Source organism: Leisingera daeponensis, from assembly GCF_019801465.1.
Classification (GTDB): Bacteria; Pseudomonadota; Alphaproteobacteria; order Rhodobacterales; family Rhodobacteraceae; genus Leisingera; species Leisingera daeponensis_A.
Genome location: NZ_JAHVJA010000001.1, coordinates 74,865 through 100,677, shown reverse-complemented (window position 1 = coordinate 100,677; position 25,813 = coordinate 74,865). Strand labels below are relative to the sequence as shown.

Genomic DNA, 25,813 nt, shown 5'->3' with positions numbered 1-25,813 from the left:
TTCAGCCGCTTTGTTTCCCAGCCGCCATGTGCTAACGCACGCGCATGACCGACACGCTGACCATCCCCCGCCCCGACGACTGGCACCTGCACCTGCGCGATGGCGCGATGCTGGAAGCCGTACTGCCCGAAACCGCCCGCCATTTCGGCCGTGCCATCATCATGCCGAACCTGGTGCCGCCGGTGGTGACCGGCGCCCAGGCCGCTGCCTACCGCGACCGCATTCTGGCAGCGCTGCCGGAGGGGATGGCGTTCGAGCCGCTGATGACTCTGTATCTGACCGAGGACACCGATCCGGCGGATGTGGCCGCAGCCCATGCCAGCGGGCTGGTCAAGGCGGTGAAACTCTACCCGGCGGGCGCCACCACCAACTCCGCCTCCGGTGTACGCGATTTCGACAAGGTGCGCCCGGTGCTGGAGAAGATGGCCGAGATCGGCCTGCCGCTGTGCACCCACGGCGAGGTCACCGACCATGACATCGACATTTTCGACCGCGAAGCGGTGTTCATCGACCGGGTGCTGGACCCGATCCGCGCGGCGACTCCCGGCCTGCGGGTGGTGATGGAGCATATCACCACCAAAAACGCGGCGGAGTATGTGGCGAGCCAGGACAAGGATCTGGGCGCGACGATCACCACGCACCATCTGATCATCAACCGCAACCACATCCTGGTCGGCGGCATCAAGCCGCATTACTACTGCCTGCCGGTCGCCAAGCGCGAAGAGCACCGGCTGGCCCTGCGCGCCGCCGCGGTCTCGGGCGATGCACGGTTCTTCCTGGGCACCGACTCGGCGCCGCACACCGATCCCAACAAGGAAAGCGCCTGCGGCTGTGCGGGCTGTTTCACCGCCACCAACACCATGCCCCTGCTGGCGCATGTGTTCGAGGAAGAGGGCGCGCTGGACAAACTGGCGGGCTTTGCCTCGGAACACGGTCCGGCGTTCTACGGCCTGCCGGTGAGCGGCGGGACGCTGACCCTGACCAAGGGCGATGCGCCTGTGCAATTCCCGGAGAAGATCGAGAGCGGAGACGGGCCCGTCACCGTGTTTGATCCGGGCTTCCCGGTCTATTGGAGTGCCGAATAGCAACACACGTTAACCATTTGGCAAGAACTCCCCCCTGCCCCTTGCCGGGAATCAGCGGCCCGTTTCAACCTCCGGACCATTGATTTCTGCCAGTGATTGAAACTGGCCTTATACCGGTAAGGGGCAAGGGTATGACTACTTTTACATTCAGCGGCGCGCGGGTCGACTTTGTCGACGGTGACCCGTCGGCCGTTAGCACAATCGAAGCGGACGTGACGGTTCCGAACGCCACCGCGACTTTCACCTACTCGATTACCGGCTACGATGATGGTGTCGCAATCATCGACATGAATGACAATGTCATCCAGGCGATCATTGGAGGTGTCAACCTGGACAACCCGGGTTTCATAGTGAATTCCGAAGAGACCCTGATTACGCAAGTGACATGGTCCGGTGGTACCAGCGTGGTGCTGATTGTCAGCTTGGAAACCGGCCCTGCCACTGACACGGAGTTTTATTTCGTGCTAGACGGCGCACCGCTGCCGGACGTAGACTCAGTTGCTGACTGGAACAACTTCGACTCCTCGATCACCGGCCTCACCGATCCCACTGGCGCACTGGCTCCCGGCCGGGTCATATCCTGGGCCTCGCTAGACCATACCGGTACCACTGAGCACGATGAATTCTGGGGCACACCGGGCGCCGACACCTATTTCGGCAATGCTGGCGACGACTTTTTCGTCAGCTCGGCAGGCGCTGACACCTACCGAGGCGGCAATGGCGGTTTCGATCAGGTCGCCTTTACCTGGGATCCCAATGGCGTGACCGCAAACCTGGCGACCGGGCAGGCAACCGATGGCTGGGGCCGGACTGACCGGCTTTTCAGTATCGAGATGCTGCGCGGCTCTGCCCATAATGATCTGCTCATCGGCAATGGCGGCAGAAACTATTTCCGCGGTATTGAAGGCAATGACACCATCCGGGGCGGGTCAGGCCGGGACGAAGTCCGCTATGACCGCGACGCACGCTACGGCGGCACTAATGGTGTCGAGGTTGACCTGGCGACGCAGACGGCGACCGATGGCTTTGGCGACACGGACCGCGTGTTCAGCATTGAGGACGTGCGCGGTTCTGCCAAGGGCGACAGAATCTTTGGCAATAGCGCGGCCAACAAACTGGACGGAGAAGCAGGATTTGACCGGTTGCTTGGCAGAAATGGAAACGACCTTCTGTTAGGGGACGGAGGGAATGACACGCTGAACGGCGGCGATGGCCGCGATACGCTGAATGGCGGCGTTGGCCGTGACCTCCTGCTCGGCGGCCGTCATAATGACAGGCTGGCCGGCGCCGGAGGCAATGACACGCTAAATGGCGGAGGAGGCAACGACACTCTCTTCGGCGGCACTGGCAATGACCGGATGATCGGTGCGGCCGGTAATGACAGGCTTTTCGGCAACGGCGGCTCTGATACGTTTGTTTTTGCAAACGGGTTCGGCAAAGACACCATCGGCGGTTTCAATGCGCTGGACAATAACGAGAAGATCAATCTCAGCGCCGTGAGCAGTATCACCGGCTTGACTGATCTGCGCAACAATCACATGACCCAGTCGGGCAATGACGTCATTATTGACGATAGAAGCGGGAACACCATCACCCTGACAGGTGTTCAGCTTTCCGATTTGGACGCCGGTGACTTTATTTTCTGAAACATTATTGGGCTGGGCTTTCTCCGGGTAGACCCAGCCTGTTTCCAGGGCTTCATTCTTGCGGCGTTCCGGGCTAAGGACTGCAAAACCGCTGCCGAAAAGGATGCCTGACGCCATGATCCCCTCCTCCTACCCCTCGACAGAAGAAATCGCCCGGCTGTCGGCCCGGATGCTGCTGGAAATCGGCGCGGTGAATTTCAACACGGATGAGCCTTACACGCTGGCCTCCGGCCTGCCCTCGCCCAGCTATATCGACTGCCGCAAGCTGATCTCCTTTCCGCGCATCCGCACTACGCTGATGGATTTCCTCACGGTGACCGTGATGCGCAACGCCGGTTTCGAGGCGTTTGACAATGTTGCGGGCGGCGAAACGGCCGGCATCCCCTTCGGCGCCCTGGTGGCCGAGCGCATGGCGCTGCCGATGACCTATGTGCGCAAGAAGCCCAAGGGCTATGGCCGCAATGCCCGCATCGAAGGGGTGATGACCGAGGATCAGCGGGTGCTGCTGGTGGAGGACATGACCACCGACGGCGGCTCCAAACTGTCCTTTGTGGATGCGATCCGCGAAACCGGCGCCTCCTGCGGCCACACCGCGGTGATCTTCTATTACGACATCTTCCCAGAAACCACCAAACGCCTGGGCGACCACGGCGTTGAGCTGCATTACCTCTGCACCTGGTGGGATGTTCTGGCCGAAGCAAAAGCGCAGAAAAGCTTTAGCGACGAGACCCTGGCCGAGGTGGAAAAGTTCCTGAAAGACCCGCGCGCCTGGCAGGAAGCACATAAAGCTTGAGGCGGATCAAGGGCTTCGGGCGGGGGCAGATTGCCCGCTGTTTCGAGGCCGTAAGCCGGATCGGCGGACATCCGCTTTACGCGAAGTGAAGCGTTACGGGGCGGGCTGTGGACAAGCCTGCCCCGAATCGTTTCCCTCTTCGGCTCACCCGCAGATCTAGGGGCCTTTCCAGGCCCGCCCCCATCATGTAGCCTGAACAGGACAGGCTTACTGGCCTTTTATGGTAAACGGCCCACAGTGCCCATGCGGTTATCCACAAGGGATCCACAGAGATTCCCAGATAGGAAAAACGCCCTTTGCGGCCTATAAGCGGGCCGAGCGACGAGAGCAGTGATGAACGAGATTACCCCTTTCGACGGCGATATGCCGCCCCCCGCCCCGATGCCGGAAACCAGCCCGGCCGAGACCGCGATGCCGGACAATGAACTGCCGCATTCGGTGGAGGCGGAGCAGCAGCTTCTGGGCGCGATCCTGACCAACAATGAGGTCTACGACAAGATCGCGCTGATCATCGATTCGTCGCATTTCTACGACCCGGTCCACGCCCGCATCTATGAGGTGGCGGCGGCGCGGATCTCCAAGAACGCGCTGGCCTCGCCGGTGACGCTGAAGGCGTTTCTGGAGGACCACGAGGGGCTGAAGGAACTGGGCGGGCCGGCCTATCTGGCCAAGCTCGCGGGCGCGTCGATCTCCGCCTTTGCGGTGCGGGATTACGCGCAGATGATCTACGACCTGGCGATCCGGCGCGAGCTGATCGCCCTGGGCCAATCGATTTCGGACAAGGCACGCCGCGTTGACGTGGCATCAGAACCTAAAGAGCAGATCGTTGAGGCAGAGCAGGCGCTTTACCAGCTGGCAGAGCAGGGCCAGACGGAGAGCGGCTTCAAATCATTCCTGAAGGCCGTCACAGAAGCGGTCAATGTGACCAACGAGGCGTACCAGCGGGGCGGCGGCATGGCCGGCATCTCGACGGGCCTGGTAGACCTCGACAAACAACTTGGCGGCCTGCATCCCTCGGACCTCCTCATCCTTGCGGGCCGCCCCTCTATGGGGAAGACGTCGCTGGCGACCAACATCGCCTTCAACGTCGCCAAGGCATATAAACGCGGGGTGAAACCCGACGGATCGGAAGGCGCGCTGGACGGCGGCGTGGTGGGCTTCTTTTCGCTCGAGATGAGCGCCGAGCAGCTGGCGGGGCGTATTCTGGCGGAAGCGTCAGAGATTTCCTCGCACAAGATCCGCCAGGGCGACATGACCGAAAGCGAATTCCGCCGCTTTGTGCAGGCGGCAAAGGACCTGGAAAGCTGCCCGCTGTTCATTGACGACACGCCCGCGATCCCGATCTCGCAGCTGGCCGCGCGCGCCCGCCGCCTGAAGCGGACCCACGGGCTGGACCTTCTGGTGATCGACTATCTGCAGCTTTGCCGCGGCATGTCCGACAACCGGGTCAACGAGATCGCCGAAATTTCGATGGGGATGAAGGCGATTGCCAAGGAACTGAACATCCCGGTGATCGCGCTGTCGCAGCTGTCGCGTCAGGTGGAAAACCGCGAGGACAAGCGCCCGCAGCTGTCGGACCTGCGGGAATCGGGCTCGATCGAACAGGACGCCGATGTGGTGATGTTCGTGTTCCGCGAGGAATACTACAAGGAACGGGAAAAGCCCGGCGACCACGAGCTGGAGAAGATGGAAGAGTGGAAGCAGGCGATGGAGCGGCTGCACGCCAAGGCCGAGGTCATCGTCGGCAAGCAGCGTCACGGCCCCATCGGCACGGTTGAGCTGTCGTTTGAGGCACAGTTCACCCGCTTCGGCAACCTCGCCAAGGCGTGGCAGCAGGGCCATGAGGACGGCGGTTATTAACCGCCGCCGGTTTCTGGCCGGCTCAATGGCCGGTGCCGCGGGCGCCGGCGCGCTGTCCATTGCGGGAGGTCCGGGCATGGCACAGGACGGGTGCCGGGTGCCGCCCGAGGAGGCGCCGCATCAGCTGACATTCATGCAATGGCCGGTGACGCCTGAGGTCTATGGCACCGGGCGCTACCGCAGGCAGGTTCAGAACCAGATTGCGCGAATTGCCAATACGGTGGCCGCGTTCGAGCCGGTGATCATGCTGGCCGCACCGGAAGATCACGCCCGCGCCCGGCGCAAGCTGTCCGGCAGCGTGGAGTTGTGGGACATTCCGGCGGATGACCTGTGGTGCCGCGACTCCGGGCCGCTGTTCGGGCGCGGCGGAAACGGGAAATTGTCGGTGCGGCAGCTGAATTTCAACGGCTGGGGCCGCTACAATCTGCCCAATGACGAGCGCATCGCCGCACGGGTGGCGGAGCGGCTGGGGCTGCCGCTGTTCGACAGCGGCATCACAGGCGAGGCCGGCGGCGCCGAGGCGGACGGGCATGGCCTCTTGATGGCCAACGAAAGCAGCTGGGTGAACAGCAACCGCAATCCCGGCCTGGGCCGCACAGAAATCGAAGTGGCCCTGCTGGCCGCTTATGGCGCGGACCGGTTGATCTGGGGCAAGGGGGTCAAGGGCCAGGATGTGACCGACGACCACATCGACGGGCTGGCGCGATTCACCGGTGACAGCCGCGTGCTGATGATGCTGGCAGAGACTCCTGTGACGGATGATCCCTTTGATGCCTCGGCCCGCCAGTTGCAGCGGCGCCTGCTGGACGCGGGCCTCCAGGTGGACACTCTGCCCTGGCCTGAGGCCGGTCGGATCAGAGACCCGGACAGCCAGTGCAGCTATGTGAATTTTTACGTCTGCAACGGCGGAGTGATTGCGCCGCAAAGCGGCGACAAGCGCACCGATGCGCTGGCGACAGAGGCGCTGCGGCGCCACTACCCCGGGCGCGAGCTGGTGATGCTGGACACCGATCTGCTGGCGGAGCTTGGCGGCGGCATCCATTGCGCCACCCAGCAGATGCCGGCCTGAAAACCGCGGCGCATGGCCGAGTGATCCGGCGATTGCGGCATGCAGCTGCCGGTTCGCCCCTTTGCGGCGGTTTTCCCCCTTGACGTGCGCCCTCCCCGTGTCATGAACACGCCATGAGCACGGCAAAATTGACAATCAACCTGGATGCGCTGGTCACCAACTGGCGGAATCTGGATGCGCTGACCCGCTGCGAGACAGCCGCGGTGGTCAAGGCGAACGGCTATGGTCTGGATGCAGGCCGGGTGGGCAAGGCGCTGGCCAAGGCAGGCGCCCGCAACTTCTTTGTGGCCGCGGCCGAGGAAGGCGGCGCGCTGCGCCGCGCGCTGGGGCCGGGTCCCGGCATCTCGGTGTTCTCCGGTCACATGGAGGGCGACACCAAGCTCCTGAAGGATTTCCAGCTGACGCCGATGCTGAATTCGCTGGACCAGATGCTGCGCCATTTCGAAAGCCTGCCGGGCCATCCGTTCGGGGTGCAGCTGGACAGCGGCATGAACCGGCTGGGGATGGAGCACGGCGAGTGGGCCGCGGTGGCGGAGATCGCCCTGGGCCAGAACCCGGTGCTGCTGATGTCGCACCTGGCCTGCGCGGATGAGCCGGACCACCCGATGAACGCGCAACAGCTGAAAACCTTCCGCGGCATGACCGACGGGCTGGAGGTGCCGCGCTCTCTGGCGGCCACCGGCGGCATACTGCTTGGCCCTGACTATCACTTCGACCTCTGCCGCCCCGGCGTCGGCCTCTATGGCGGGATGCCGTTCAAGGACGCGGTGCCGGTGGTGCAGCTGGACCTGCCGGTGATCCAGGTGCGCGACCTGGAGCCGGGCGAGACCGCAGGCTATGGCAACACCTGGACTGCAAAGCGCCCCAGCCGCATCGCCACCGTGGCCGCCGGATACGCGGACGGCTTGCACCGGGCGATGGGCAATGGCGGCATCCGGGTTTATGCCGGCGGGACCCCCTGCCCCGTGGTGGGTCGCATCTCGATGGACCTGATTACCGTCGATGTGACGGAGCTGGCGGAGGTGCCGGATATGCTGGCGATCCTCAATGAGCAGCAGACCGTGGACACGCTGGCCGATGCTGCAGGCACCATCGGTTATGAGATCCTGACCTCGACCGGCCACCGCTACGCACGGACTTATCTGGGATGAATCCGCTCGCACTCCTGGCCCGGCTGGGCCGCACCGCACTGGCCGGACTGGCCGCTGTCGGCCGGGCGGCCCTGTTTGCGCTCAGCGCCTTCAGCCACATGGTCCGCCCTCCCTATTATCCGCGCGAGTTCTTTCAGGCACTGCTGAACGTCGGCTGGCTGTCACTGCCCGTCGTTGGCCTGACCGCGATTTTCACCGGCGGCGCGCTGGCGCTGCAGATCTACGCCGGCGGCGCCCGTTTCAACGCCGAGGCCGTGGTGCCGCAGATCGTTGCCATCGGCATGGTGCGGGAACTTGGCCCGGTGCTGGTCGGGCTGATGATTGCGGCGCGCGTGACCTCGTCCATCGCTGCCGAGATTGCCACCATGAAGGTGACCGAGCAGATCGACGCCCTTGTCACGCTCTCCACCCATCCGATGAAATACCTGGTGGCACCGCGGGTTCTGGCGGCGCTGATCACCGTGCCGGTGCTGGTCGGTGTCGGCGACATCATTGGCATCATGGGCGGTTACACGGTGGCGGTGCAGAACCTTGGCTTCAACCCGGCTGCCTACCTCAAGAACACGGTAGACTTCCTGGAGGCGCTCGACATCATCTCCTCGCTGGTCAAAGGCGCGGCCTTTGGCACCATCGCGGCGATGATGGGCTGCTACTACGGCATGCAGTCGGGCCGCGGCGCGCAGGGCGTGGGCCGCGCCACTAAGGGCTCGGTCGAATCCGCAGCCGTCCTGATCCTGGCCGCCAACTTTGTCCTCACAGGGGTGTTCTTCTCGCTATGATCCGCATGGAAAACGTCCACAAGGCCTTTGGTGATAACCGCGTGCTGAACGGCATGAACCTGGAGATCGCCAAGGGCACCTCGATGGTGATCATCGGCGGTTCCGGCACCGGCAAATCGGTGGCGCTGAAAAGCATCCTCGGGCTGATCCAGCCCGACAGCGGTGAAATCTATGTCGATGGCAAGCCCGCCGGATCAGGCGACCGCGACAAGTTTCTGGCCCGCTTCGGCATGCTGTTTCAGGGCGGCGCACTGTTTGACTCGCTGCCGGTCTGGCAGAACGTGGCCTTCCGCCTGCTGCGCGGCGCGCTGAAACGCCCGGCAGAGGAAGCGCGGGATATCGCCATCGAGAAGCTGCGCCGGGTGGGGCTGAAGGCGAATGTTGCCGACCGTTTCCCGGCGGAGCTGTCGGGCGGCATGCAGAAACGCGTCGGCCTCGCCCGCGCGATTGCCGCCGAGCCGGAGATCATCTTCTTTGACGAGCCGACCACCGGCCTCGACCCTATCATGTCGGGCGTGATCAACGACCTGATCCGCGAGATCGTGGTGGAGATGGGGGCCACCGCCATGACCATCACCCACGACATGACCTCGGTCCGGGCGATTGCCGACAATGTGGCGATGCTGCACGGCGGGGTAATCCAGTGGACCGGCCCGGTGGCCGAGATGGACGCCTCGGGCGATCCCTACATGGAGCAGTTCATCCACGGCCGCGCCGAGGGGCCTATCGAGGCGGTGCGGTGAAGGAGATTTTAGTTTGGACAACTATAGGTGATCGAAGCATCTGTGCCGTAATTCGTTCCAGTCAGAATCAAAGAACAGGTATTATCACCGCTCATAAATGGCAGCGATTGCCCTAATTGCAATTGCTGATTGGTTGCTCCTCCAGTCACCGTTAGCCTCGCATAGTCTGTACTAACGGTACCGACTGCCACAAACACTTTCCCAGGCACTAGAGCCTTCGATGTGTATTGAGGAATGAGAACTTCTCCAAGTTTTTCAAAGTCGCTAGAAATTATTGCGGACAACTCTTCACGCTCTGATCTCACCTGTGCAAGCTCTGCCTGAACTTCCCTAAGTTGCTGTCTAAGGTCGGCCGCGGCCCCCTGTTGGTGCGCGACTTCTTCTTCCAGTGTGCGCAAAGACACCAGCAACTCTTCTTTCTCGCCAAGGGAACTATCGAGTTCCAACAAGCGAGAAAGAAATGATCTGCTATCAATACCGTTAGCCTTCTTTTCGGCGTCCAACAGTTTTTCAAGGGCGGAAACTTTCGAAGACGACGTGTCTTGGCCTAGCTTATACCCTCCAGCTAAAGCTGCTGGGATCACGACAACAAGTGTCGCTATGAATGTCCCGACCCAGAATTTTGTATCCACTGTAGCCTTCCTCTTTCAAACTTGGTTGCGATGAGTACTATCTTCAAACATTTCAAAACAACATGCCGCACCGCAAATCCAGGCCGTTTTCCCTTTCCAATCCGGCGTCAAACGCACAAGTCTTGGCGGACCTGCAAAAAACGAGCCGCCATGATCCTCCGCCTCCTCACCCTGTCGCTGCTGATCCTCTACCCCGTCGCCTGGTTTGCGCCCTTGATGCGGGCGGGGCTGCTGCCCATTTTCGGGCTCAGCGAGATCTCGGTGATCACCGGCCTGCAATCCTTATGGAGCAGCGACGCGGTGCTGGCGCTGATCGTCACCTTCTTTGCGATCTTCGCCCCATACCTCAAGACCATCGGCACCGCGCTGGTGCAATGGGAGCTGATGGACGCGCGGGTGCAGAAGGTGCTGCATGTGCTGGGCAAGCTGGCGATGGCCGATATCTTCCTGATCGCGCTCTACATAACCCTGGCCAAGGGCATTGGCCTCGCGACTGTCGAAACCGCCTGGGGGCTCTATCTGTTCACCGGCTGCATTCTGGCGTCGATTGTGTTGGGGATGCTGACGGAACGCGCCGCTCAGGCACAGCAGGAAATGCGTTAAGCCCTTGATCCGGCGGAAAACCGCTCCATTTCATAGTGCCGGACAAGAGAAACCATCGTCATGGGACCGGCCAGCTGCGCCCAGACCGGGCCTCCCCCCTGCCCCGCCGGCCCCTTGGCTGCATGCGCACCTGCTGGAGGGGGCCAATGGCCGGCATTCAATCCATCCTGTTCACCGCGCAAACCGTGCTGTTGCGGGTTGCGTTCCTTGCCATTTGCGCTGCGGCGCTGGCGGCGCTCACGGCGACCCTGCTGGCGGCGCTTGGGGTCTGGCCCTGGCTGACGCTGCAGGCGGGCATCGGCGGCGAACCGCTGCCGCAGGCCGGCATGATCGCGCAGACAGGCCTGACCGCGCTGCTGGTGATGCTGGCGTTCTTCTTGCCCGCCAACAAGCGGATAATGGCGCTGGAAACCTCGCACCGGAACTTTGCCCTGCAGATGCAGGATGTGCAGCGCGCCTATCAGACCGCGCATGCCGCCGACCGTGCCGGCACGTTCAAGCTGGCCTCGGAATTCGACTCGGTGAAGCAGCGGATCACCTACCTGCGCAGCCATCCTGACCTGGCCAAACTGGAACCGGAGGTGCTGGAGCTGGCGGCCCAGATGAGCCAGGTCAGCCGCGATCTGGCAGAGGTCTACTCCGATGCCAAGGTGGCCCGCGCCCGCCAGTTCCTGCAGCAGCGCCAGGAGGAGCTGGAAGCCTTCACTGCCCGGCTGGAGGACGCCAAGGTGATCCAGCAGGAGCTGCGCCAGTGGACCCGCGATGTCGAAGTCGAGGAAAGTATCGCCAAATCGCACCTGACCCGGCTCCGCAGCGAGCTGTTTGAGCTGCTGCCGGAACTGTCGGCACAGCTGCAGACGCCGCCCGACGGCTCCGACCCCGAGGCGGGCAGCGTGGTCCCGATCCAGCCGCCGCGGCGCGCCGACTGAAACGCTCTGCTTGCTTCAGAAGCAGCTATGCGGCCGGGGCCCTGCCCCCGGCCGCGGCGTGCCGTTCTCGGAAGATAATCAGCCGGATGAAGATTGGAGCCTTCCTTCACCTCGCCCCCAATATCCCGGAGCGCGAGGCAGAGCCTCGCATCCCCCGGCGCAGCACGCGCAGCCCCCCTTGAACAAAACGGAAACATCTGCCACTGATCCAGCATGGCAAAAACATCTTTCTCCTGCTCCGCCTGCGGAGCCAGCTTTTCCAAATGGTCGGGCCGCTGCGAGGGCTGCGGCGAGTGGAACACCATCTCCGAGGATCAGGGGCTCAGCTCCGGTCCCGCCAAGAAGTCGCTGGGCGTCAAGCGCGGCCGCACCATTCAGCTGACCGACCTGTCCACGCGGGAAACCCCGCCGCCGCGCGCCTGCTGCGGCGTGGGGGAACTGGACCGGGTGCTGGGCGGCGGGCTGGTCGAAGCCTCCGCCATTCTGGTCGGCGGCGATCCCGGCATCGGCAAATCCACCCTGCTGCTGCAGGCTGCGGCACGGTTTGCCCTGTCCGGGGTCAAGACAGTCTATGTCAGCGGCGAGGAGGCCTCCGCCCAGGTGCGGATGCGGGCGCAGCGGCTGGGACTGGCGGATGCGCCTGTGCAGCTGGCGGCGGAGACCAACCTGCGCGACATCCTCACCACGCTGGAGGCGGAGAAGCCGCAGCTGGCCATCATCGACTCGATCCAGACCATGTGGGCCGATCATGTGGACAGCGCGCCCGGCTCGGTCAGCCAGGTGCGGGCGGCGGCGCATGAGCTGACCACCTTTGCCAAGCGGCACGGGATTTCGGTGGTCATGGTCGGCCATGTCACTAAGGAGGGGCAGATCGCGGGTCCGCGGGTGGTCGAGCACATGGTTGACACGGTGCTCTATTTCGAAGGCGAGCGCGGCCACCAGTTCCGCATCCTGCGGGCGGTCAAGAACCGCTTCGGCCCCGCGGATGAGATCGGCGTCTTTGAGATGACCGGCAGCGGCCTCAGCGAGGTGATCAACCCCTCTGCTTTGTTCCTGTCGGAACGCGGCGAACCCTCGCCCGGGTCGGTGGTGTTTGCGGGGATCGAGGGCACGCGGCCGGTGCTGGTGGAAATGCAGGCGCTGATCGCGCCGTCGCCGCATTCGCAGCCGCGCCGCGCGGTCGTCGGCTGGGACTCGTCCCGGCTGGCGATGATCCTCGCGGTGCTGGAGGCCCGCTGCGGCATCCCCTTTGCCGGCCTCGACGTGTACCTGAACGTGGCGGGCGGCATGAAGATCTCCGAACCTGCGGCAGACCTTGCCGTGGCGGCAGCGCTGCTGAGTGCGCGGGAAGACGTCGCCTTGCCCGCCGATACGGTGGTTTTCGGAGAAATTTCGCTATCCGGCGCGCTCCGGCCTGCACCGCAGACCGAAAACAGGTTGAAAGAAGCGCAAAAACTTGGTTTCACGGCGGCGATTGCCCCTGGCGGCAGCAAAACCGTGTCCGTGAACGGCCTGAACCTCAGAAAGTCAGGCGATCTGGCAGGTTTTGTTGGCGAATTTTTCGGGGCCGGCTAAAGTCGCAAAAATTTTGAGATCGCAGGCAAACGGGCGAGGGACATGGAAGGTTTCACAATCATCGACGGGGTCGTGGCCCTGGTCATCGTGGTATCGGCGCTGCTGGCCTATTCGCGCGGTTTTGTGCGCGAGGCGATGGCCATCGCCGGCTGGATCGCCGCGGGTGTGCTGGCCTTCATCTTTGCGCCGCAGGTCGAGCCATTGATGGCGGAAATCCCGGTCATTGGCGACTTCATCGCCGACAGCTGCGAATTGTCGATCATTGCCGCCTTTGCGGCGGTGTTTGCGCTGGCGCTGATCGTGGTCTCCTTCTTCACGCCGCTGTTCTCCACCCTGGTGCAGCGCTCCGCGCTTGGCGGACTGGATCAGGGCGCAGGCTTCTTCTTCGGGGTGCTGCGCGGTATTCTTCTGATTGCGATTGCCTTCTTCCTCTATGATGTGGTGATGACCGGGCAGAGCTTCACAATCGTTGACGAAAGCCGCTCTGCCGAGGTGTTTGCGCGCTTGACCGGCAAGATCGAGGAACGCAATCCGGAACAGGCCCTGGGCTGGGTCACCGAGCAATACGAAGCTCTGATCGGCGCCTGCGGGCAGTAATTCCAAGGAATTACCACCAAGAGACAGAAGCGCGGGCGCCCTAGGGGCGCCCGTTTTGCTTTGGTTTCAATGCGTTCACACAGTTATCCACAGGATGCAGCCGGGTGCAGTTAACAGCGCAACCCCGAATTAACACTTTGTTAACCAAAGAGAATCGGGGATTTCGGCCCTCATTCTGGTGTCTCAAAAATTGCGGAGAGTCTTAACAAATCCTCAGCCCGCGCCGCGGAAAGGTTAACAATCCCCGGGAAAAAACCGGTTTTGTCCCCAAAATTTCGCGCCATCCCGAAATGCGACGCAAGCCTGCCCCAATTTGGTCCCAATTCGGGGGCGATATGGCTTCAACGGCAGGACGCCGGGACGAAGACGCTCAGAAGGGACATCAAAATGCAGCTGGACCACACCACAGATTTCGCCGACTACCTGCCGGTTGATGTGCTGCTGCTGACCAATCCGCTGCCGCAGTCCCCGAAACCGGCCGCCAAGCGCGCCCGCATCCGCAGTGGCGGCTTCCTGCCCGGCACGCTGGTGGAGACCGCAGAGGGCTTCAAGCAGGCCCGCGACGTCAAACCCGGCGACATGGTGTTCACCTTTGATGGCGGCGCCCAGGAAGTGAAGGCGGTGAAGCACGCTGTGCCGCGCCTGACCACGCTGATGCACATCCCGGCTGGCGCCCTGGGCAATGACACCGACCTGATGCTGCCCTCCGACCAGAAAGTGGCGCTGGAGATGGACACCGCGGAACGCCTGTTCGGCCTGCCGGTTGTCATCGCCAAGCTGATCGCGCTGGCCGGCTACAAGGGCATTACCGCAGCCGCGCCGGAGCGTCTGGGCCGCATCCATTTCGAATTCGAAGAGGAAGAACTGGTCTGGGCCGAGAGCGGCATGCTGCTGCCCGCCGGTGACGCCGCCGAGGATTCCGCTTTTCACCAGCTGTCCCTAACCGAGACCCGTCAGGTTCTGGCCAGCGACGAAGGCCGTGCGCTGTCGCAGACCGGCATGGGCGCGGTTGACGCCCGCCTGCCCAGCCCGCTGGACAACCTGCTGGACCGTATCCTGGCGGCCTGATCCCCGCCGCACCAGTTTCCTCCCCCCTCAGGCCCGCCATTGCGCGGGCCCCTTCTTTGGCGGCTGGCGGAGCGGCAGGCACGGCCCCGACCAGAAAAAAATGCCTGCGAAGCACGCAGGACCGCCTCCTGAGCGGAACGCGCGTTCCCCCGCCACCCGCTTCGCGAAAAAAATTGCCCGTGATTTCGATGTGTGCCAGCATCCTCCGCAGGCGCGGACCATGCAGCAGAACACCCTGCGCCCGGTACATAGGGAGGATTTGACGATGAACTTGCGGCCCGACCCAACATTTCACGCAACACCCAAACTTGCCATGGAGGCCCCAGCGGAGAAGCTGGCCTTCACCCTGATGCTGAGCCCCGATTTCTCGCAGCCCGACGGGCTGGCGGTGGTCGACGTCGATCCGCAGTCGGACACATACGGCCAGATCGTGCATAAGCTGATCATGCCTAACAAGGGCGACGAGTTTCACCATTTCGGCTGGAACGCCTGTTCCTCCTCCCTGTCGCCGCTGTCGGGCCATGCGTTCCTGGAACGGCGCTACCTGATCATTCCCGGCATCCGCTCCAGCCGGATCTATGTGGTCGACGTCAAGGAGCCGCTAAAGGCGAAGATCCACAAGATCATCGAACCGGAGGAGGTTTTTGCCAAGACCGGGTACTCCCGCCCGCACACCATCCATTGCGGCCCCGAGGGCATCTATGTCTCGACCCTGGGCGGCGGCGGCCAGGACGGCACCGACGGACCGCCGGGCATCTTCATCATGGATTGCGAAACCTTCGATATCCTCGGGCGCTACGAGATGGACCGCGGCAAGCAGGACAAGCATTACGATTTCTGGTGGAACCTGCCGCGCGACTACATGGTGAGTTCGGAATGGGCGCTGCCGCCGCAGTTCGAGAACGGCATCGTGCCGGAAGATCTGCTGAGCAACAAGTACGGTCATTCTATCCACTTCTGGAACCTGCGCCAGCGCAAGAACGTGCAGACCATCGACCTGGGTGAAAACCACCAGATGGCGCTGGAAATCCGGCCCGCGCACGATCCCTCGCGCGATTACGGTTTTTGCGGCGTGGTGGTGGACACCACCAATTTGCAAGGGTCGATCTTCACCTGGTGGCAGAAGGACGACGGCACTTTTGAGGCCAGGAAGACCATCACCATCGACCCGCGGCCCGAGAAGCCGGAAAACCTTCCGCCGCTCTTGCAGGGGTTCGAGGCGGTGCCGCCCTTGGTCACCGACATCGACCTGAGCATGGACGACAGGTTCCTTTATGTGTCCTGCTGGGGGCTGGGCGAGATGCATCAGTATGATGTCTCCGACCCGATGAACCCCAAGCTGACCGGCAAGGTCGAGGTCGGCGGCATTGCGCGGAATGCCAAGCATCCGAACGGCAAGGATTTTGCCTATGGCCCGCAGATGGTGGAGATCAGCCGCGACGGCAAGCGGGTCTACTGGACCAATTCGCTTTATTCCACCTGGGACGACCAGTTCTACCCCGATGCCGAAGGCGGCCAGATGGTGATGGCCAAAGCGGGTGAAAATGGCGGGCTGGAGCTGGACAAGGATTTCTATGTCGAGTTTCCCAAAGGCTACCGCAGCCACCAGATCCGGCTGGAGGGCGGCGACTGCTCCACCGATAGCTTCTGCTACCCCTCCGCCTGACGCGTGGCAGAGATCAGCACGGCAGCGGCCCTGTGGGGGGCCGTTACGCTTTCGGGTGTGTATCACGGTGTGAACCCCGGCATGGGCTGGCCGCTGGCGGTCTCAGCTGCGCTGATGGAACGCGCGCAGGGCAGCCTGTGGCGAGCCTTGGCCGCGCTGGCCGCGGGGCATCTGCTGGCGATGGCGGCAGTGCTTTTTCCGTTCTCGGCGCTGCTGGTGCTGGTCGAATGGCAGCGGGAGATCCGGACCGGGGCCGCCTGCTTGGTTATTGCGCTTGGCCTCTACCTGCTGTGGAACCGCCGCCACCCGCGCGTGCTGGCGCGGGTGGCGCCGTCGCGGCTAGCGCTATGGTCGTTTCTCGCTGCGATGGCGCATGGCGCCGGGCTGATGCTGGTGCCAATCTACCTAGGGATATGCGCCACCGTACAGACCGACGCGGGCCACGCCGCCGCCGGGGCGCTGATGACAGGCAATGCGGGCATCGCCGCCCTGGTGGCCCTGGCGCATACGCTGGCGATGACGCTCGCAGGCGGAGCCATGGCCTTTGGCATCTATCACTGGCTGGGGCTGAAGTTCCTGTCCAAGGGCTGGTTCAACCTCGATGCGGTCTGGGCGCTGAGCCTGGTTCTGGTCGGCGCGGTGTCGCTACTGACGCTGCATTGATTGCGGTGGCGCGCCCTGCCCGCACATTCGGCAAACCACCCCTATTGCCGCAGCGCAGAAGGGAAATGTGATCCTTTGATGACAGCAGCGGCGAAAGCCTCTATGTGAGGGCGCGAACAGGAAACGGATTCGGAGCCACACCGCCTTGCCGCTGCTGCAGACGCTGCCCGCCTGCCCTTGTGGACCTGACCTGATGCGCGCGGCGCCGGGGTGCAGGGCTGCAACCGGTCATCAGGCTCCGGACGCTTTGCCGGCATGGACCTTTGGCGCGGCAGGATTGGCGCAGGCACGGAAAAATGCGCTAGACTGCCGCCAGCACCGCTTCCATCAGCCATCGAACAGCAAAGCCTAATCGGGATTGGAGCCAGCCAATGTGCGGGATTTTGGGGATCGCAAGCCGGGACACGGAAGTCTTCGCGGAGATTTATGACGGGCTTCTCATGCTGCAGCACCGCGGCCAGGACGCCTCGGGCATCGTGACCTACACCGGCGAGTTCTTCCGCGAGCGCAAGGCCAACGGGCTGGTCAAGGACGTGTTCGGCCCGTCGGATGCGGAAACCCTGACCGGACGCGTCGGCATGGGCCATGTGCGCTACCCCACCGCCGGCTCGCTGAGCGCGGCAGAGGCGCAGCCGTTCTTTGTCAACGCGCCCTATGGCATCTATCTGGTTCACAACGGAAATATCACCAATACCGCTGAGCAGCGCGAGAAGGTGACCGGCAAATACAGCCGCCACCTGCGCACCACCTCCGACTCGGAAATCCTGCTGAATGTCCTGGCCGACAAGGTGGCCGATGCGATCAAGGTCAACGGCAACGCCGAGCCGATCCGCAACATCTTTGCCGGCGTGAAAATGACCATGGAGCGGGTGCAGGGCGCCTATTCGGTGCTGTGCATGATTGCCGGTGTCGGCATGCTGGCTTTCCGCGACCCGCACGGCATCCGGCCGCTGTCGCTGGGCAAGCGCCCGGCGCAGGGCGACGGTGATGACTACTGCATCGCCTCCGAAGATGTGGCCTTCGGCATCAACGGGTTCGAGAAGCTGCGCGACGTGAAGGCCGGTGAGGCGATCCTGATCGATCTGGACGGCAACATGCATACCTTCCAGGCCGTCGAGGGCAAGCTGACCCCCTGCATTTTTGAGTATGTCTACCTGGCGCGCCCGGATTCGATGATGGACGGCGTCTCGGTCTACAAGACCCAGCTGCGCATGGGCCAAGCGCTGGCCAAGCAGATCCAGGAGTCGGGTCTGGAAATCGACAGCATCATCCCGGTGCCTGATTCGGCCCGCCCCGTGGCGCTGGAAGTCGCCAACTCCACCGGCATCCGCTACCGCGAGGGTCTGGTGAAGAACCGCTACGTCGGCCGCACCTTCATCATGCCGGGCCAGGCGGAGCGGCAGAAATCGGTGCGCCGCAAGCTGAACGCGATCCCGCTGGAGTTCAAGGACCGCAACGTGCTGCTGATCGACGATTCCATCGTGCGCGGCAACACCATCAAGAAAATCGTGCAGATGTGCCGCGAGGCCGGCGCCAAGAAGGTCTATATCGCCTCTGCCTCGCCGCCGGTGGTTTTCCCCAACGTTTACGGCATTGACATGCCGACCAAGCATGAGCTGATCGCAAACGGCCTCAGCATCGAGGAAATCCGCGAAGAACTGGGCGCGGATGCGCTGTTCTACCAGAAGCTCGAGGACCTGATCTGGGCGGCGCAGGAAGGCAACCCGGACATCCAGGGCTTTGACTGCTCCTGCTTTGACGGCAACTACATCACCGGCGTCACCGACGAATACCTGGATGCGCTGGAAAGCAGCAGCCGCGTCAGCGCCAAGATCCAGGACATGCCGGCGCCCGGCGCGTCCTGGAACGCCTCCAAGCTGGCCACCGGCTGAGGCACCGCCGCAACAGGGGTTTGAACTTCGGCCTGCATCGGCGTATGAGAACCCGGAACTTTGCATGGGAAGGCGCTGGCCATGACGGCCCGCGCCTTTTCCTATGCTCCTGACGAAAGGCCGCCCCTTGGACGCGCATCTTGCCCGCATGCTGACCTCTCCGCGCCAGTGCCGCTGCTGCGGCGCGACTTTCGCGCAGTTGCTCAGCCTCAGCTGCGACCGGCCCGACATCTGCGCCGAGGATATGGAGGTGGAGGACAACTCCGCCGTCCTGGCCACCCGCGGCGATATTCTGACCGAAGACTTCTGCCGCCTGGGCGATCTTCGCTTTGTCCGCGCGGTGCTGGCGATTCCGCTTAACGGCACCCGCGGCGAAGAGTTCATCCTGGGCACCTGGGCGAGCCTCAGCCGTGATGACTTCGATGCCTATCTCGACCTGTTCGAGATGCGCGAGACCGACAAGCTGGACGACCGCCCGGCCTGGCTGGCCAATGCGATTCCCCCGGATATGCCGATGCCGGCGGGCTGCATGCTGGAGATGCGCCCAGGCGGCCAGTACCCGGAGCTGAAGGTTTCCGAGCAGAACCATCCGCTCTATCCCCTGCAGAAGGACGGCGCGGCGCTGGAGGAGCTTCTGGAACTGCTGTATGCCTATGGCCACGATCTGCCGTCGCTGGTCTATGACGCCTGACGCCGGATCATCGGCAGGCTTCCACTCACCCTGACGCAGCTTTCCGCCGAGGGCGGACCTGCCCGCTTGCAGCGGCTGCGGCGGCGCGCCAGATACCGTCCGGATCAACGAAGGACGGACGAGATGGCGAATGAGCAGACCTCTGCCAAGGTAGCGGGGCTGGCGACCCTAACCAACGCAGTGAACCGCAACAACCTGAGCCTGCTGGGCGTCTACGGGCCGGAGGACAGCCTGACGGCGCTGATCCGCCTGCCTTCCGGCCGCACCCGCACGGTGACCCGCGGCACCAGGCTGTCGCAGGGCCAGATCATCGCCATCGACGCCCATGGCCTAGTGCTGAACCAGCGCGGCGAGACCAAACGCCTGATGATGCCCGGCAGCTGAACCGGGCTGTGCTGCAGCGGCGGGGCAGGTTTCAGCGGAAATTCTGGCAAGCGTTTCCGGAAAACTCCTGCTCGCGCGGCAGCCCTGTCCGCCGCCCCTTGACCTGCCCGCGCGGGCGGCCCAAGAAGACGGCCATGACAAATAAAATCGCTCTCATCACCGGTGCATCGCGCGGCTTGGGCTACGCCCTGGCCGAGGCACTTGCGCCCACCCATCACATTGTTGCAGTCGCCCGCACCACCGGCGCGCTGGAGGAGCTGGATGACCGCATCAAGGCGGCGGGCGGCTCTGCCACCCTGGCGCCGATGGACATCACCGTGCCGGAGGCGATGGCGACGCTCTGCCGCGGCATTCATGACCGCTGGGGCAAGCTGGACCTGTGGCTGCACACCGCGATCCACGCGACTGCGCTGTGCCCGGCACCCTCGGTGGCCCCCAAGGACTGGAGCAAGGCCGTGGCGGTCAATGCCACCGCCACCTCGGTGCTGATCCCCTATGTTGCGCCGCTCCTGGGCCAGTCGGGCCGCGCGGTGTTCTTTGACGACCCCAAGGCGGAGGGGAAGTTCTATGGCACTTATGGCGCCACCAAGGCCGCGCAGATGGCGCTGGCCCGTAGCTGGCAGGCCGAAAGTGAGCGCACCGGCCCCAAGGTGAAGATCCTGGAGCCGAAGCCGATGGCCACCGCCCTGCGGGCCCGTTTCCATCCAGGCGAAGACCGCGCAGCGCTTGCCACCATTCAGGACGAAGCCCAGCGCCTGCTGCCGCAAATCCTGGCGGACTGACGTCTGCCGCGTGCCCGCGCTGCGCCCCGGCGCGGCGTGGCGCCCGGCCCAAGACTTCGGGCGGCATCTTCGATGCAAGCGAAAGGCGCGGGAGCCCGCGCTGGCCGCCCCGGCTGTTGCCTCCCTGCCCCGCTTTGCTGCGGATGCCGCTTCCGGCCGCGAAAACCTTGCCCCGTTCCGGCACAGGTCCTATTCAATCGAAAACCCGGTTGAAGACGGCAGGCGGACATCTCATGCGCATTCTGATCACCAATGACGACGGCATCAGTGCCGAAGGGCTGAAGGTTCTGGACGCCATCGCCCATGAGGTCGCAGGTCCCGGCGGCGAAGTCTGGACCGTGGCTCCGGCATTCGAACAGTCCGGCGTCGGCCATTGCATCAGCTATACCCGCCCCACCATGCTGAGCCAGCTGGGGGAGCGCCGGTTTGCCGCCGAGGGCTCGCCTGCTGACTGCGTGCTGGCAGGCATCCACGTGGCGATGCATGACCAGAAACCCGATCTGGTGCTGTCGGGTGTGAACCGCGGCAACAACTCGGCTGAAAACGCGCTTTATTCCGGCACCCTTGGCGGTGCGATGGAGGCCGCCCTTCAGGGCATACCCGCGATGGCGCTGTCGCAGTATTTCGGCCCTGCCAACCGCGACACGGGCAATCCGTTCGAAGCCTCTGCAGTGCATGGCGCCGCACTGGTAAAGAGTATCCTGGCCGCCCAGCCGCGGGACCAGCAGGATTACCGACTGTTCTACAACATCAACTTCCCGCCTGTGCAGGCCGTGGATGTTAAGGGCACACGGGTGGCCCCGCAGGGCTTCCGCCGCGGCAGCCATTTCTCCGCCGTGGAGCAGCTTTCACCCACCGGCCGCCGCTGCCTGTGGATCCGCGGCGGCAACCAGCATGTGGAGGCGACGCCCGGCTCCGACGCCGCGGTGAACCTCGACGGCTATATCTCAGTCACTCCGATGCGCGCCGACCTGACAGCTCGGGACGCAATGGCGGCCCTGAAGGCGATTGAGAGCACCGGCACATGAGCGGACCCGATCCGGAAACGAAGATGCAGTTCCTGTTCTCCGTGCGCTCGCGCGGGGTGACCGACCAGAAGGTGCTGGAGGCGATAGAGGAAATCGACCGCGGATTGTTCGTGCGCGGCATCTTCTCGAAACGGGCCTATGAGGATGTGCCGCTGCCGATTGCCTGCGGCCAGACCATCTCGCAGCCGTCGGTGGTGGGGATGATGACACAGGCCCTGCAGATCAGCCCCCGCGACACGGTTCTGGAGGTCGGCACCGGTTCCGGCTACCAGGCGGCGATCCTCTCCAAACTGGCGCGCCGGGTCTACACGATCGACCGCCACGCAAGGCTGGTGCGCGAAGCCCGGGCAGTATTCGAGCAGCTGCAGCTCTCCAATGTGACCTCGCTGGTGGGCGATGGCAGCCACGGCCTCAGCGAACAGGCCCCGTTCGACCGCATCATCGTGACCGCCGCGGCAGAGGACCCTCCCGGGCCGCTGCTGGCGCAGCTGAAGGTGGGCGGCATCATGGTGCTGCCAGTGGGCCAGTCCGACCACGTCCAGACCCTGATCCGGGTGCGCAGGACGGAGGAGGGGCTGGAGTATGACGAATTGCGCCCGGTGCGCTTCGTTCCGCTGCTTGAGGGCCTGGGGAAAGACACGTAAACTAACGGCGGAATCCAGCCGAGCCGCAAATGGCATGGGCTATAGTGATTGACGCGAGAGAATCCCCGCGAAAAAGGGGATGCGTGTTTTGAGGAGAGCAAAATGACCCGGATCCCCCCCGCCCGGACCATATTCTGCGGCCTGCCCCGCGCCCGGCTGCTGGCGGCGCTGCCGCTGGCTGGGATGCTGGCGGCCTGCCAGAGCCCTCTGGACTACGACCTGCGCGGCCAGATCGGCGCCTTCAACACCGCAAGCGCGGCGCAGTCGGCAACCGCGAACCGGCCCGCCCCGGATTCCCGCGGCCTGATCTCCTACCCGTCTTATCAGGTGGCCGTGGCCCAGCGCGGCGACACGGTAGCGGATGTGGCCGCCCGCATCGGCCTGCCGGCGGACGAAATTGCCCGTTTCAACGGCATGCAGACCGGCGACAAGATGCGCCAGGGCGAGGTATTGGCGCTGCCGCGGCGCGCGCCTGCCGGCCAGCCCGGAAGCAGCACGCCCGGCTCAGTCGATATTGCCGCATTGGCGGGCCAGGCCATCGACACCGCACCACTGACCTCCCCGAACCCCGGTTCGGTGACCACGACCGAAATCCAGGCCGCCCCCAAACCGCAGCCCGCCAAGGTCCAATCCGGGCCGGAGCCGGTGCGCCACAAGGTGAAGCGCGGCGAGACCGCCTATACCATCTCACGGCTGTACCAGGTCCCGGTGAAATCGCTGGCGGAGTGGAACGGGCTGGGCAGCGATTTTGCGGTGCGCGAAGGCCAGTACCTGCTGATCCCGCTGAAGGAACAGAAGGCCGCCGCGGTGGCGCCCGCAGCGGCGCCCGTGGTGGTAACAGAGCCGGGAGCAGGCTCCGAAACCCCGGTGCCGCCCAGCGCCAGCAAACCGCTGCCGCAAGAGAAGGTCGAACCCGCCGCGGTCAAGCCGGCGGCGGAAAGCCTGCCCAAACCGGAGCTGCCGGAACCCACCCGCAAGAGCAGCGCCGCGATGGCTTATCCGGTGCAGGGCAAGATCATCAAGACCTACTCCAAGGGCCGCAATGACGGTATCGACATTGCCGGACCCGCAGGCGCGCCGGTCAATGCCGCCGAGGCCGGCACCGTGGCTGCGATCACCAAAGATTCCAACAATGTGCCGATCGTGGTGATCCGCCACAGCCAGAAGCTGCTGACGGTCTACCAGAACGTCGGCAACATCACCGTGAACAAGGGCGACAGCGTGGTCCGCGGCCAGCGGATTGCCTCGCTGCGCGGCGGCGACGACGCCTATGTGCATTTCGAGGTGCGCGACGGGTTCGAAAGCATCGATCCGCTGAACTACCTGAACTGACGGCGGCAAAAGCCAGCAACCAACAAAAAAGCCCGGCGGTTTGGCCGGGCTTTTCCATTTCCGGCTTCCGCCCGGTCAGCGCAGCGCCACTCCGTGGCGACCGGCCAGATCGGTGAAGAACTGCCACGCGACCCGGCCTGACCGGGCGCCGCGGGTCGCCTGCCATTCTACCGCCTCAGCGCGCAAGATATCCGCGTCCACCCGGACGCCATAGGCTGCACAATAGCCCTCGATCATCGCCAGATATTCGTCCTGGTCGCAGGGGTGGAAGCCCAGCCACAGGCCGAAACGGTCCGACAGAGACACCTTCTCCTCCACCGCCTCCGACGGGTTGATGGCGCTGGAGCGCTCGTTCTCGATCATGTCCCGCGGCATCAGGTGGCGGCGGTTGGAGGTGGCATAGAACACCACATTCTCCGGCCGCCCCTCGATACCGCCGTCCAGAACCGCCTTGAGGCTCTTGTAGTGCTGGTCGTCATGGCTGAAGGAGAGGTCATCGCAGAACAGGATAAACCGGTGCTCCGACCCGCGCAGATGGTTCAAAAGCCGCGCCACCGACGGCAGATCCTCACGCTGCAGCTCCACCAGTTTCAGCTCCGTATGGTCCGCCGCCAGCGCCCCGTGCACGGCTTTCACAAGGCTCGATTTCCCCATGCCGCGCGCGCCCCACAGAAGCGCGTTGTTGGCAGCGAACCCCTGTGCGAACCGGCGGGTGTTCTCCAGCAGCGTATCGCGGGAGCGGTTGATGCCGACCAGCAGGTTCAGATCAATCCGGTTCACGCTCTCCACCGGCTCCAGACGCTCCGGCCCCACATGCCAGACAAAGGCACTGGCAGCGTTGAAATCGGGTGTTTCCAAAGGCGCAGGCGACATCCGCTCCAGCGCCTCTGCAATTCGGGTCAATGCGTTCTGGTCCATGGGGTGCCTCCGTCCGTCAGTCGCCGGATTTCAAAGCATGTTCGCAGCGGGGCGGCAAGAGGGCGGGTGCCGCATGAACGATGTGCCTCCGCCTGAAATGCCATGCCAGCCCAGTTTCAATTCCTGTCCGCACCGGAGAATGCCGCGGCGAGAAACTTGCACACCGCCTTAGCCCGCTCATCGGTGGCAGAACTGCGGAAGCGGACGATATTCTGCGGTGTCCGGAACAGCAAGGTGCAATCCTCTGCCAGCTGCACGGCGGTGTCGGTCCCGCAGGACGGGCTGAAACCGCTGACAATCTCTCTCAGGTCCCGGCGCAGCCTGTCCGTATGCGCTTGAACAACGTCCGCATGGCCCTCCGCCAGTTGCAGATAGGCCAAGAACAGATCCGGGTTCCGGTCGTAACGCTTCCGTTTCAGATGCAGCGTGCCAAGCACCCACGTTTCCAGCCGGGCGGCCGGCGGCAGGCTGCTTTGAACCGCGGCCGCCGACACGCTTTCCACCTCGGCAAACCATTGCTGCGCCAGCGCCCGGACCAGGTCCGACTTGCTGGCGAAGAACGTGTGCAGATAAGACTGCGACATCCCGATGCGCCGGGCGATACCGGAGAGCACCAGCCGCTGGCCGTTGCTCTCCACCAGCATCCGCTCGGCCTCTTCAAGAATACGGGCCTGTATCCCGTGAATATCCGGTTTGGGTCGGGCCATTCAGATCCATCTGCGTGTTTGCTTGGTGTAGCTATCATACGCGGCGCCGAACAGGCTGCGCAGGCGGTGCTCCTCATGCGGTATATACCAGAAACTGGCGGCTGCCAGGAAGATCAAGGGCGCGGCCAGGGCGCACCAGGTGTTGACATAGAACGCAGCCGCCACGAGAAGCAGCAGGAAGCCAAGGTACATCGGGTTCCGGCTGTACCGGAACGGCCCGTCCGTCAACAGGCCCTTGGGGGCCTTGAAGGTGTGGATCTCGGCACTGTTCCTCTTGAAATGCCAGCGGCCCCAGAAAAGCACCGCCAGCCCCAGGATCAGTGCAAAATCCCAAGGCATTGGCGCATCCGGACGCATGGCCAGCGCCCGGGGGTGCAACGCTTCCAGCAGGACCAGAGCCGCCAGCAGCAACAGAACGAGTACAGGGGGAATCAGCTTTTTCATAATGACCTCCGATTATAAATAATAAAAAAATTCTTTTATTATTTACTGCCAGAGTCAAGCGCGCACAGCCGCCGCCGACCGAAGTGTCAAAGCGCGACATTTCCGGCGCGCCCTGCCATTACCAATCACTGG

Annotated in this window: 26 protein-coding genes; 22 read left to right on the top strand and 4 right to left on the bottom strand. The window is 63.7% G+C overall.

Features of this window, described 5'->3' with window-relative positions:
* Positions 1–44: 44 nt before the first annotated feature.
* The 8 genes from pyrC to KUV26_RS00465 all read left to right on the top strand — a co-directional run bounded on the left by pyrC (position 45) and on the right by KUV26_RS00465 (position 9,126).
* Entirely contained in the window at positions 45–1,085 is a 1,041-nt protein-coding gene (gene pyrC / locus KUV26_RS00500) for a dihydroorotase (RefSeq protein WP_222506980.1), read from the top strand.
* Positions 1,086–1,216: 131 nt separating this feature from the next.
* Positions 1,217–2,731, top strand: coding sequence for a calcium-binding protein (locus KUV26_RS00495; RefSeq protein WP_222506979.1), 1,515 nt, complete (start codon positions 1,217–1,219; stop codon positions 2,729–2,731).
* 115 nt (positions 2,732–2,846) lie between these two features.
* Entirely contained in the window at positions 2,847–3,524 is a 678-nt protein-coding gene (locus KUV26_RS00490; protein WP_222507490.1) for an orotate phosphoribosyltransferase, read from the top strand.
* 333 nt (positions 3,525–3,857) lie between these two features.
* A complete protein-coding gene (locus tag KUV26_RS00485) occupies positions 3,858–5,384 on the top strand; it encodes a replicative DNA helicase (RefSeq protein ID WP_222502185.1) in 1,527 nt (508 codons plus the stop codon).
* Positions 5,385–5,460: 76 nt separating this feature from the next.
* Positions 5,461–6,453: an agmatine deiminase family protein gene (locus tag KUV26_RS00480; protein WP_315900044.1), complete on the top strand. Its 993-nt coding sequence runs from the start codon at positions 5,461–5,463 to the stop codon at positions 6,451–6,453.
* A gap of 113 nt (positions 6,454–6,566) precedes the next feature.
* Complete coding sequence (gene alr / locus KUV26_RS00475; RefSeq protein WP_222502183.1) at positions 6,567–7,604, top strand: alanine racemase; 1,038 nt, start codon at positions 6,567–6,569, stop codon at positions 7,602–7,604.
* Positions 7,601–8,383, top strand: coding sequence for an MlaE family ABC transporter permease (locus KUV26_RS00470; protein ID WP_222502182.1), 783 nt, complete (start codon positions 7,601–7,603; stop codon positions 8,381–8,383). Before alr ends, KUV26_RS00470 begins: the two co-directional genes overlap by 4 nt.
* The gene (locus tag KUV26_RS00465) at positions 8,380–9,126 is read left to right on the top strand and encodes an ABC transporter ATP-binding protein (protein ID WP_222506977.1); all 747 of its coding nucleotides are present in this window, start codon (positions 8,380–8,382) and stop codon (positions 9,124–9,126) included. The genes KUV26_RS00470 and KUV26_RS00465 overlap by 4 nt, the downstream gene beginning before the upstream one ends.
* 8 nt (positions 9,127–9,134) lie before the next feature.
* On the opposite strand, the gene KUV26_RS00460 is transcribed toward KUV26_RS00465, so the two are convergent.
* Positions 9,135–9,758 carry a hypothetical protein gene (locus KUV26_RS00460; protein WP_222506976.1) on the bottom strand — a complete coding sequence of 208 codons (624 nt, stop codon included), beginning with the start codon at positions 9,756–9,758 and terminating at the stop codon, positions 9,135–9,137.
* A 150-nt stretch (positions 9,759–9,908) separates the two neighbouring features.
* Here KUV26_RS00460 and KUV26_RS00455 point away from each other — a divergent pair, with 150 nt between their 5' ends.
* The 14 genes from KUV26_RS00455 (at position 9,909) to KUV26_RS00390 (ending at position 23,612) form a co-directional block, all read left to right on the top strand.
* Complete coding sequence (locus KUV26_RS00455; RefSeq protein ID WP_222506975.1) at positions 9,909–10,361, top strand: paraquat-inducible protein A; 453 nt, start codon at positions 9,909–9,911, stop codon at positions 10,359–10,361.
* A 146-nt stretch (positions 10,362–10,507) separates the two neighbouring features.
* Complete coding sequence (locus tag KUV26_RS00450) at positions 10,508–11,290, top strand: DNA repair protein (protein WP_222506974.1); 783 nt, start codon at positions 10,508–10,510, stop codon at positions 11,288–11,290.
* 213 nt (positions 11,291–11,503) lie between these two features.
* A complete protein-coding gene (radA, locus tag KUV26_RS00445; protein ID WP_222502177.1) occupies positions 11,504–12,865 on the top strand; it encodes a DNA repair protein RadA in 1,362 nt (453 codons plus the stop codon).
* A 42-nt stretch (positions 12,866–12,907) separates the two neighbouring features.
* Entirely contained in the window at positions 12,908–13,462 is a 555-nt protein-coding gene (locus KUV26_RS00440) for a CvpA family protein (protein WP_222502176.1), read from the top strand.
* A gap of 387 nt (positions 13,463–13,849) precedes the next feature.
* Positions 13,850–14,530, top strand: coding sequence for a Hint domain-containing protein (locus KUV26_RS00435; RefSeq protein ID WP_222506973.1), 681 nt, complete (start codon positions 13,850–13,852; stop codon positions 14,528–14,530).
* A gap of 265 nt (positions 14,531–14,795) precedes the next feature.
* On the top strand, positions 14,796–16,196 hold the full coding sequence (locus tag KUV26_RS00430; protein WP_222502699.1) for a selenium-binding protein SBP56-related protein: 1,401 nt from the start codon (positions 14,796–14,798) through the stop codon (positions 16,194–16,196).
* A gap of 3 nt (positions 16,197–16,199) precedes the next feature.
* Positions 16,200–16,859, top strand: a complete 660-nt coding sequence (locus tag KUV26_RS00425; protein WP_222506972.1) for a hypothetical protein — start codon at positions 16,200–16,202, stop codon at positions 16,857–16,859.
* Positions 16,860–17,230: 371 nt separating this feature from the next.
* Positions 17,231–18,751: an amidophosphoribosyltransferase gene (gene purF, locus KUV26_RS00420; protein WP_222506971.1), complete on the top strand. Its 1,521-nt coding sequence runs from the start codon at positions 17,231–17,233 to the stop codon at positions 18,749–18,751.
* A gap of 103 nt (positions 18,752–18,854) precedes the next feature.
* Positions 18,855–19,442, top strand: coding sequence for a DUF2199 domain-containing protein (locus tag KUV26_RS00415; protein ID WP_261399692.1), 588 nt, complete (start codon positions 18,855–18,857; stop codon positions 19,440–19,442).
* 123 nt (positions 19,443–19,565) lie between these two features.
* Positions 19,566–19,826 carry a hypothetical protein gene (locus KUV26_RS00410; RefSeq protein WP_222502172.1) on the top strand — a complete coding sequence of 87 codons (261 nt, stop codon included), beginning with the start codon at positions 19,566–19,568 and terminating at the stop codon, positions 19,824–19,826.
* A gap of 134 nt (positions 19,827–19,960) precedes the next feature.
* Positions 19,961–20,608: an SDR family NAD(P)-dependent oxidoreductase gene (locus KUV26_RS00405; RefSeq protein ID WP_222502171.1), complete on the top strand. Its 648-nt coding sequence runs from the start codon at positions 19,961–19,963 to the stop codon at positions 20,606–20,608.
* A gap of 233 nt (positions 20,609–20,841) precedes the next feature.
* Positions 20,842–21,636 carry a 5'/3'-nucleotidase SurE gene (gene surE, locus KUV26_RS00400; RefSeq protein ID WP_222506970.1) on the top strand — a complete coding sequence of 265 codons (795 nt, stop codon included), beginning with the start codon at positions 20,842–20,844 and terminating at the stop codon, positions 21,634–21,636.
* Entirely contained in the window at positions 21,633–22,280 is a 648-nt protein-coding gene (locus KUV26_RS00395) for a protein-L-isoaspartate(D-aspartate) O-methyltransferase (RefSeq protein WP_222502169.1), read from the top strand. The genes surE and KUV26_RS00395 overlap by 4 nt, the downstream gene beginning before the upstream one ends.
* 102 nt (positions 22,281–22,382) lie before the next feature.
* Positions 22,383–23,612 (top strand): peptidoglycan DD-metalloendopeptidase family protein, encoded by a 1,230-nt coding sequence (locus KUV26_RS00390; RefSeq protein WP_222506969.1) that lies wholly within the window; start codon positions 22,383–22,385, stop codon positions 23,610–23,612.
* A gap of 75 nt (positions 23,613–23,687) precedes the next feature.
* Here the strand turns inward: KUV26_RS00390 and KUV26_RS00385 are convergent, their stop codons facing one another.
* The 3 genes from KUV26_RS00385 to KUV26_RS00375 form a co-directional block, all read right to left on the bottom strand.
* On the bottom strand, positions 23,688–24,530 hold the full coding sequence (locus KUV26_RS00385) for an ATP-binding protein (protein ID WP_222506968.1): 843 nt from the start codon (positions 24,528–24,530) through the stop codon (positions 23,688–23,690).
* A gap of 116 nt (positions 24,531–24,646) precedes the next feature.
* Complete coding sequence (locus KUV26_RS00380; protein WP_222506967.1) at positions 24,647–25,237, bottom strand: TetR/AcrR family transcriptional regulator; 591 nt, start codon at positions 25,235–25,237, stop codon at positions 24,647–24,649.
* A complete protein-coding gene (locus KUV26_RS00375) occupies positions 25,238–25,681 on the bottom strand; it encodes a methyltransferase family protein (RefSeq protein WP_222506966.1) in 444 nt (147 codons plus the stop codon).
* Positions 25,682–25,813 lie beyond the last annotated feature (132 nt).

What these genes read in the sequence shown, in the direction of transcription:
- KUV26_RS00395 (WP_222502169.1), top strand. Translation starts at nt 21,633, where the DNA reads ATGAGCGGACCCGATCCGGAAACGAAGATGCAGTTCCTGTTCTCCGTG.
- radA (WP_222502177.1), top strand. Translation starts at nt 11,504, where the DNA reads ATGGCAAAAACATCTTTCTCCTGCTCCGCCTGCGGAGCCAGCTTTTCC.
- purF (WP_222506971.1), top strand. Translation starts at nt 17,231, where the DNA reads ATGTGCGGGATTTTGGGGATCGCAAGCCGGGACACGGAAGTCTTCGCG.
- KUV26_RS00415 (WP_261399692.1), top strand. Translation starts at nt 18,855, where the DNA reads ATGCTCCTGACGAAAGGCCGCCCCTTGGACGCGCATCTTGCCCGCATG.
- KUV26_RS00455 (WP_222506975.1), top strand. Translation starts at nt 9,909, where the DNA reads ATGATCCTCCGCCTCCTCACCCTGTCGCTGCTGATCCTCTACCCCGTC.
- KUV26_RS00480 (WP_315900044.1), top strand. Translation starts at nt 5,461, where the DNA reads ATGGCACAGGACGGGTGCCGGGTGCCGCCCGAGGAGGCGCCGCATCAG.
- KUV26_RS00410 (WP_222502172.1), top strand. Translation starts at nt 19,566, where the DNA reads ATGGCGAATGAGCAGACCTCTGCCAAGGTAGCGGGGCTGGCGACCCTA.
- KUV26_RS00485 (WP_222502185.1), top strand. Translation starts at nt 3,858, where the DNA reads ATGAACGAGATTACCCCTTTCGACGGCGATATGCCGCCCCCCGCCCCG.
- KUV26_RS00405 (WP_222502171.1), top strand. Translation starts at nt 19,961, where the DNA reads ATGACAAATAAAATCGCTCTCATCACCGGTGCATCGCGCGGCTTGGGC.
- KUV26_RS00435 (WP_222506973.1), top strand. Translation starts at nt 13,850, where the DNA reads ATGCAGCTGGACCACACCACAGATTTCGCCGACTACCTGCCGGTTGAT.
- KUV26_RS00470 (WP_222502182.1), top strand. Translation starts at nt 7,601, where the DNA reads ATGAATCCGCTCGCACTCCTGGCCCGGCTGGGCCGCACCGCACTGGCC.
- alr (WP_222502183.1), top strand. Translation starts at nt 6,567, where the DNA reads ATGAGCACGGCAAAATTGACAATCAACCTGGATGCGCTGGTCACCAAC.
- KUV26_RS00380 (WP_222506967.1), bottom strand. Translation starts at nt 25,237, where the DNA reads ATGGCCCGACCCAAACCGGATATTCACGGGATACAGGCCCGTATTCTT.
- KUV26_RS00495 (WP_222506979.1), top strand. Translation starts at nt 1,217, where the DNA reads ATGACTACTTTTACATTCAGCGGCGCGCGGGTCGACTTTGTCGACGGT.
- KUV26_RS00385 (WP_222506968.1), bottom strand. Translation starts at nt 24,530, where the DNA reads ATGGACCAGAACGCATTGACCCGAATTGCAGAGGCGCTGGAGCGGATG.
- KUV26_RS00430 (WP_222502699.1), top strand. Translation starts at nt 14,796, where the DNA reads ATGAACTTGCGGCCCGACCCAACATTTCACGCAACACCCAAACTTGCC.
- KUV26_RS00490 (WP_222507490.1), top strand. Translation starts at nt 2,847, where the DNA reads ATGATCCCCTCCTCCTACCCCTCGACAGAAGAAATCGCCCGGCTGTCG.
- KUV26_RS00450 (WP_222506974.1), top strand. Translation starts at nt 10,508, where the DNA reads ATGGCCGGCATTCAATCCATCCTGTTCACCGCGCAAACCGTGCTGTTG.
- KUV26_RS00375 (WP_222506966.1), bottom strand. Translation starts at nt 25,681, where the DNA reads ATGAAAAAGCTGATTCCCCCTGTACTCGTTCTGTTGCTGCTGGCGGCT.
- KUV26_RS00440 (WP_222502176.1), top strand. Translation starts at nt 12,908, where the DNA reads ATGGAAGGTTTCACAATCATCGACGGGGTCGTGGCCCTGGTCATCGTG.
- pyrC (WP_222506980.1), top strand. Translation starts at nt 45, where the DNA reads ATGACCGACACGCTGACCATCCCCCGCCCCGACGACTGGCACCTGCAC.
- surE (WP_222506970.1), top strand. Translation starts at nt 20,842, where the DNA reads ATGCGCATTCTGATCACCAATGACGACGGCATCAGTGCCGAAGGGCTG.
- KUV26_RS00465 (WP_222506977.1), top strand. Translation starts at nt 8,380, where the DNA reads ATGATCCGCATGGAAAACGTCCACAAGGCCTTTGGTGATAACCGCGTG.
- KUV26_RS00390 (WP_222506969.1), top strand. Translation starts at nt 22,383, where the DNA reads ATGACCCGGATCCCCCCCGCCCGGACCATATTCTGCGGCCTGCCCCGC.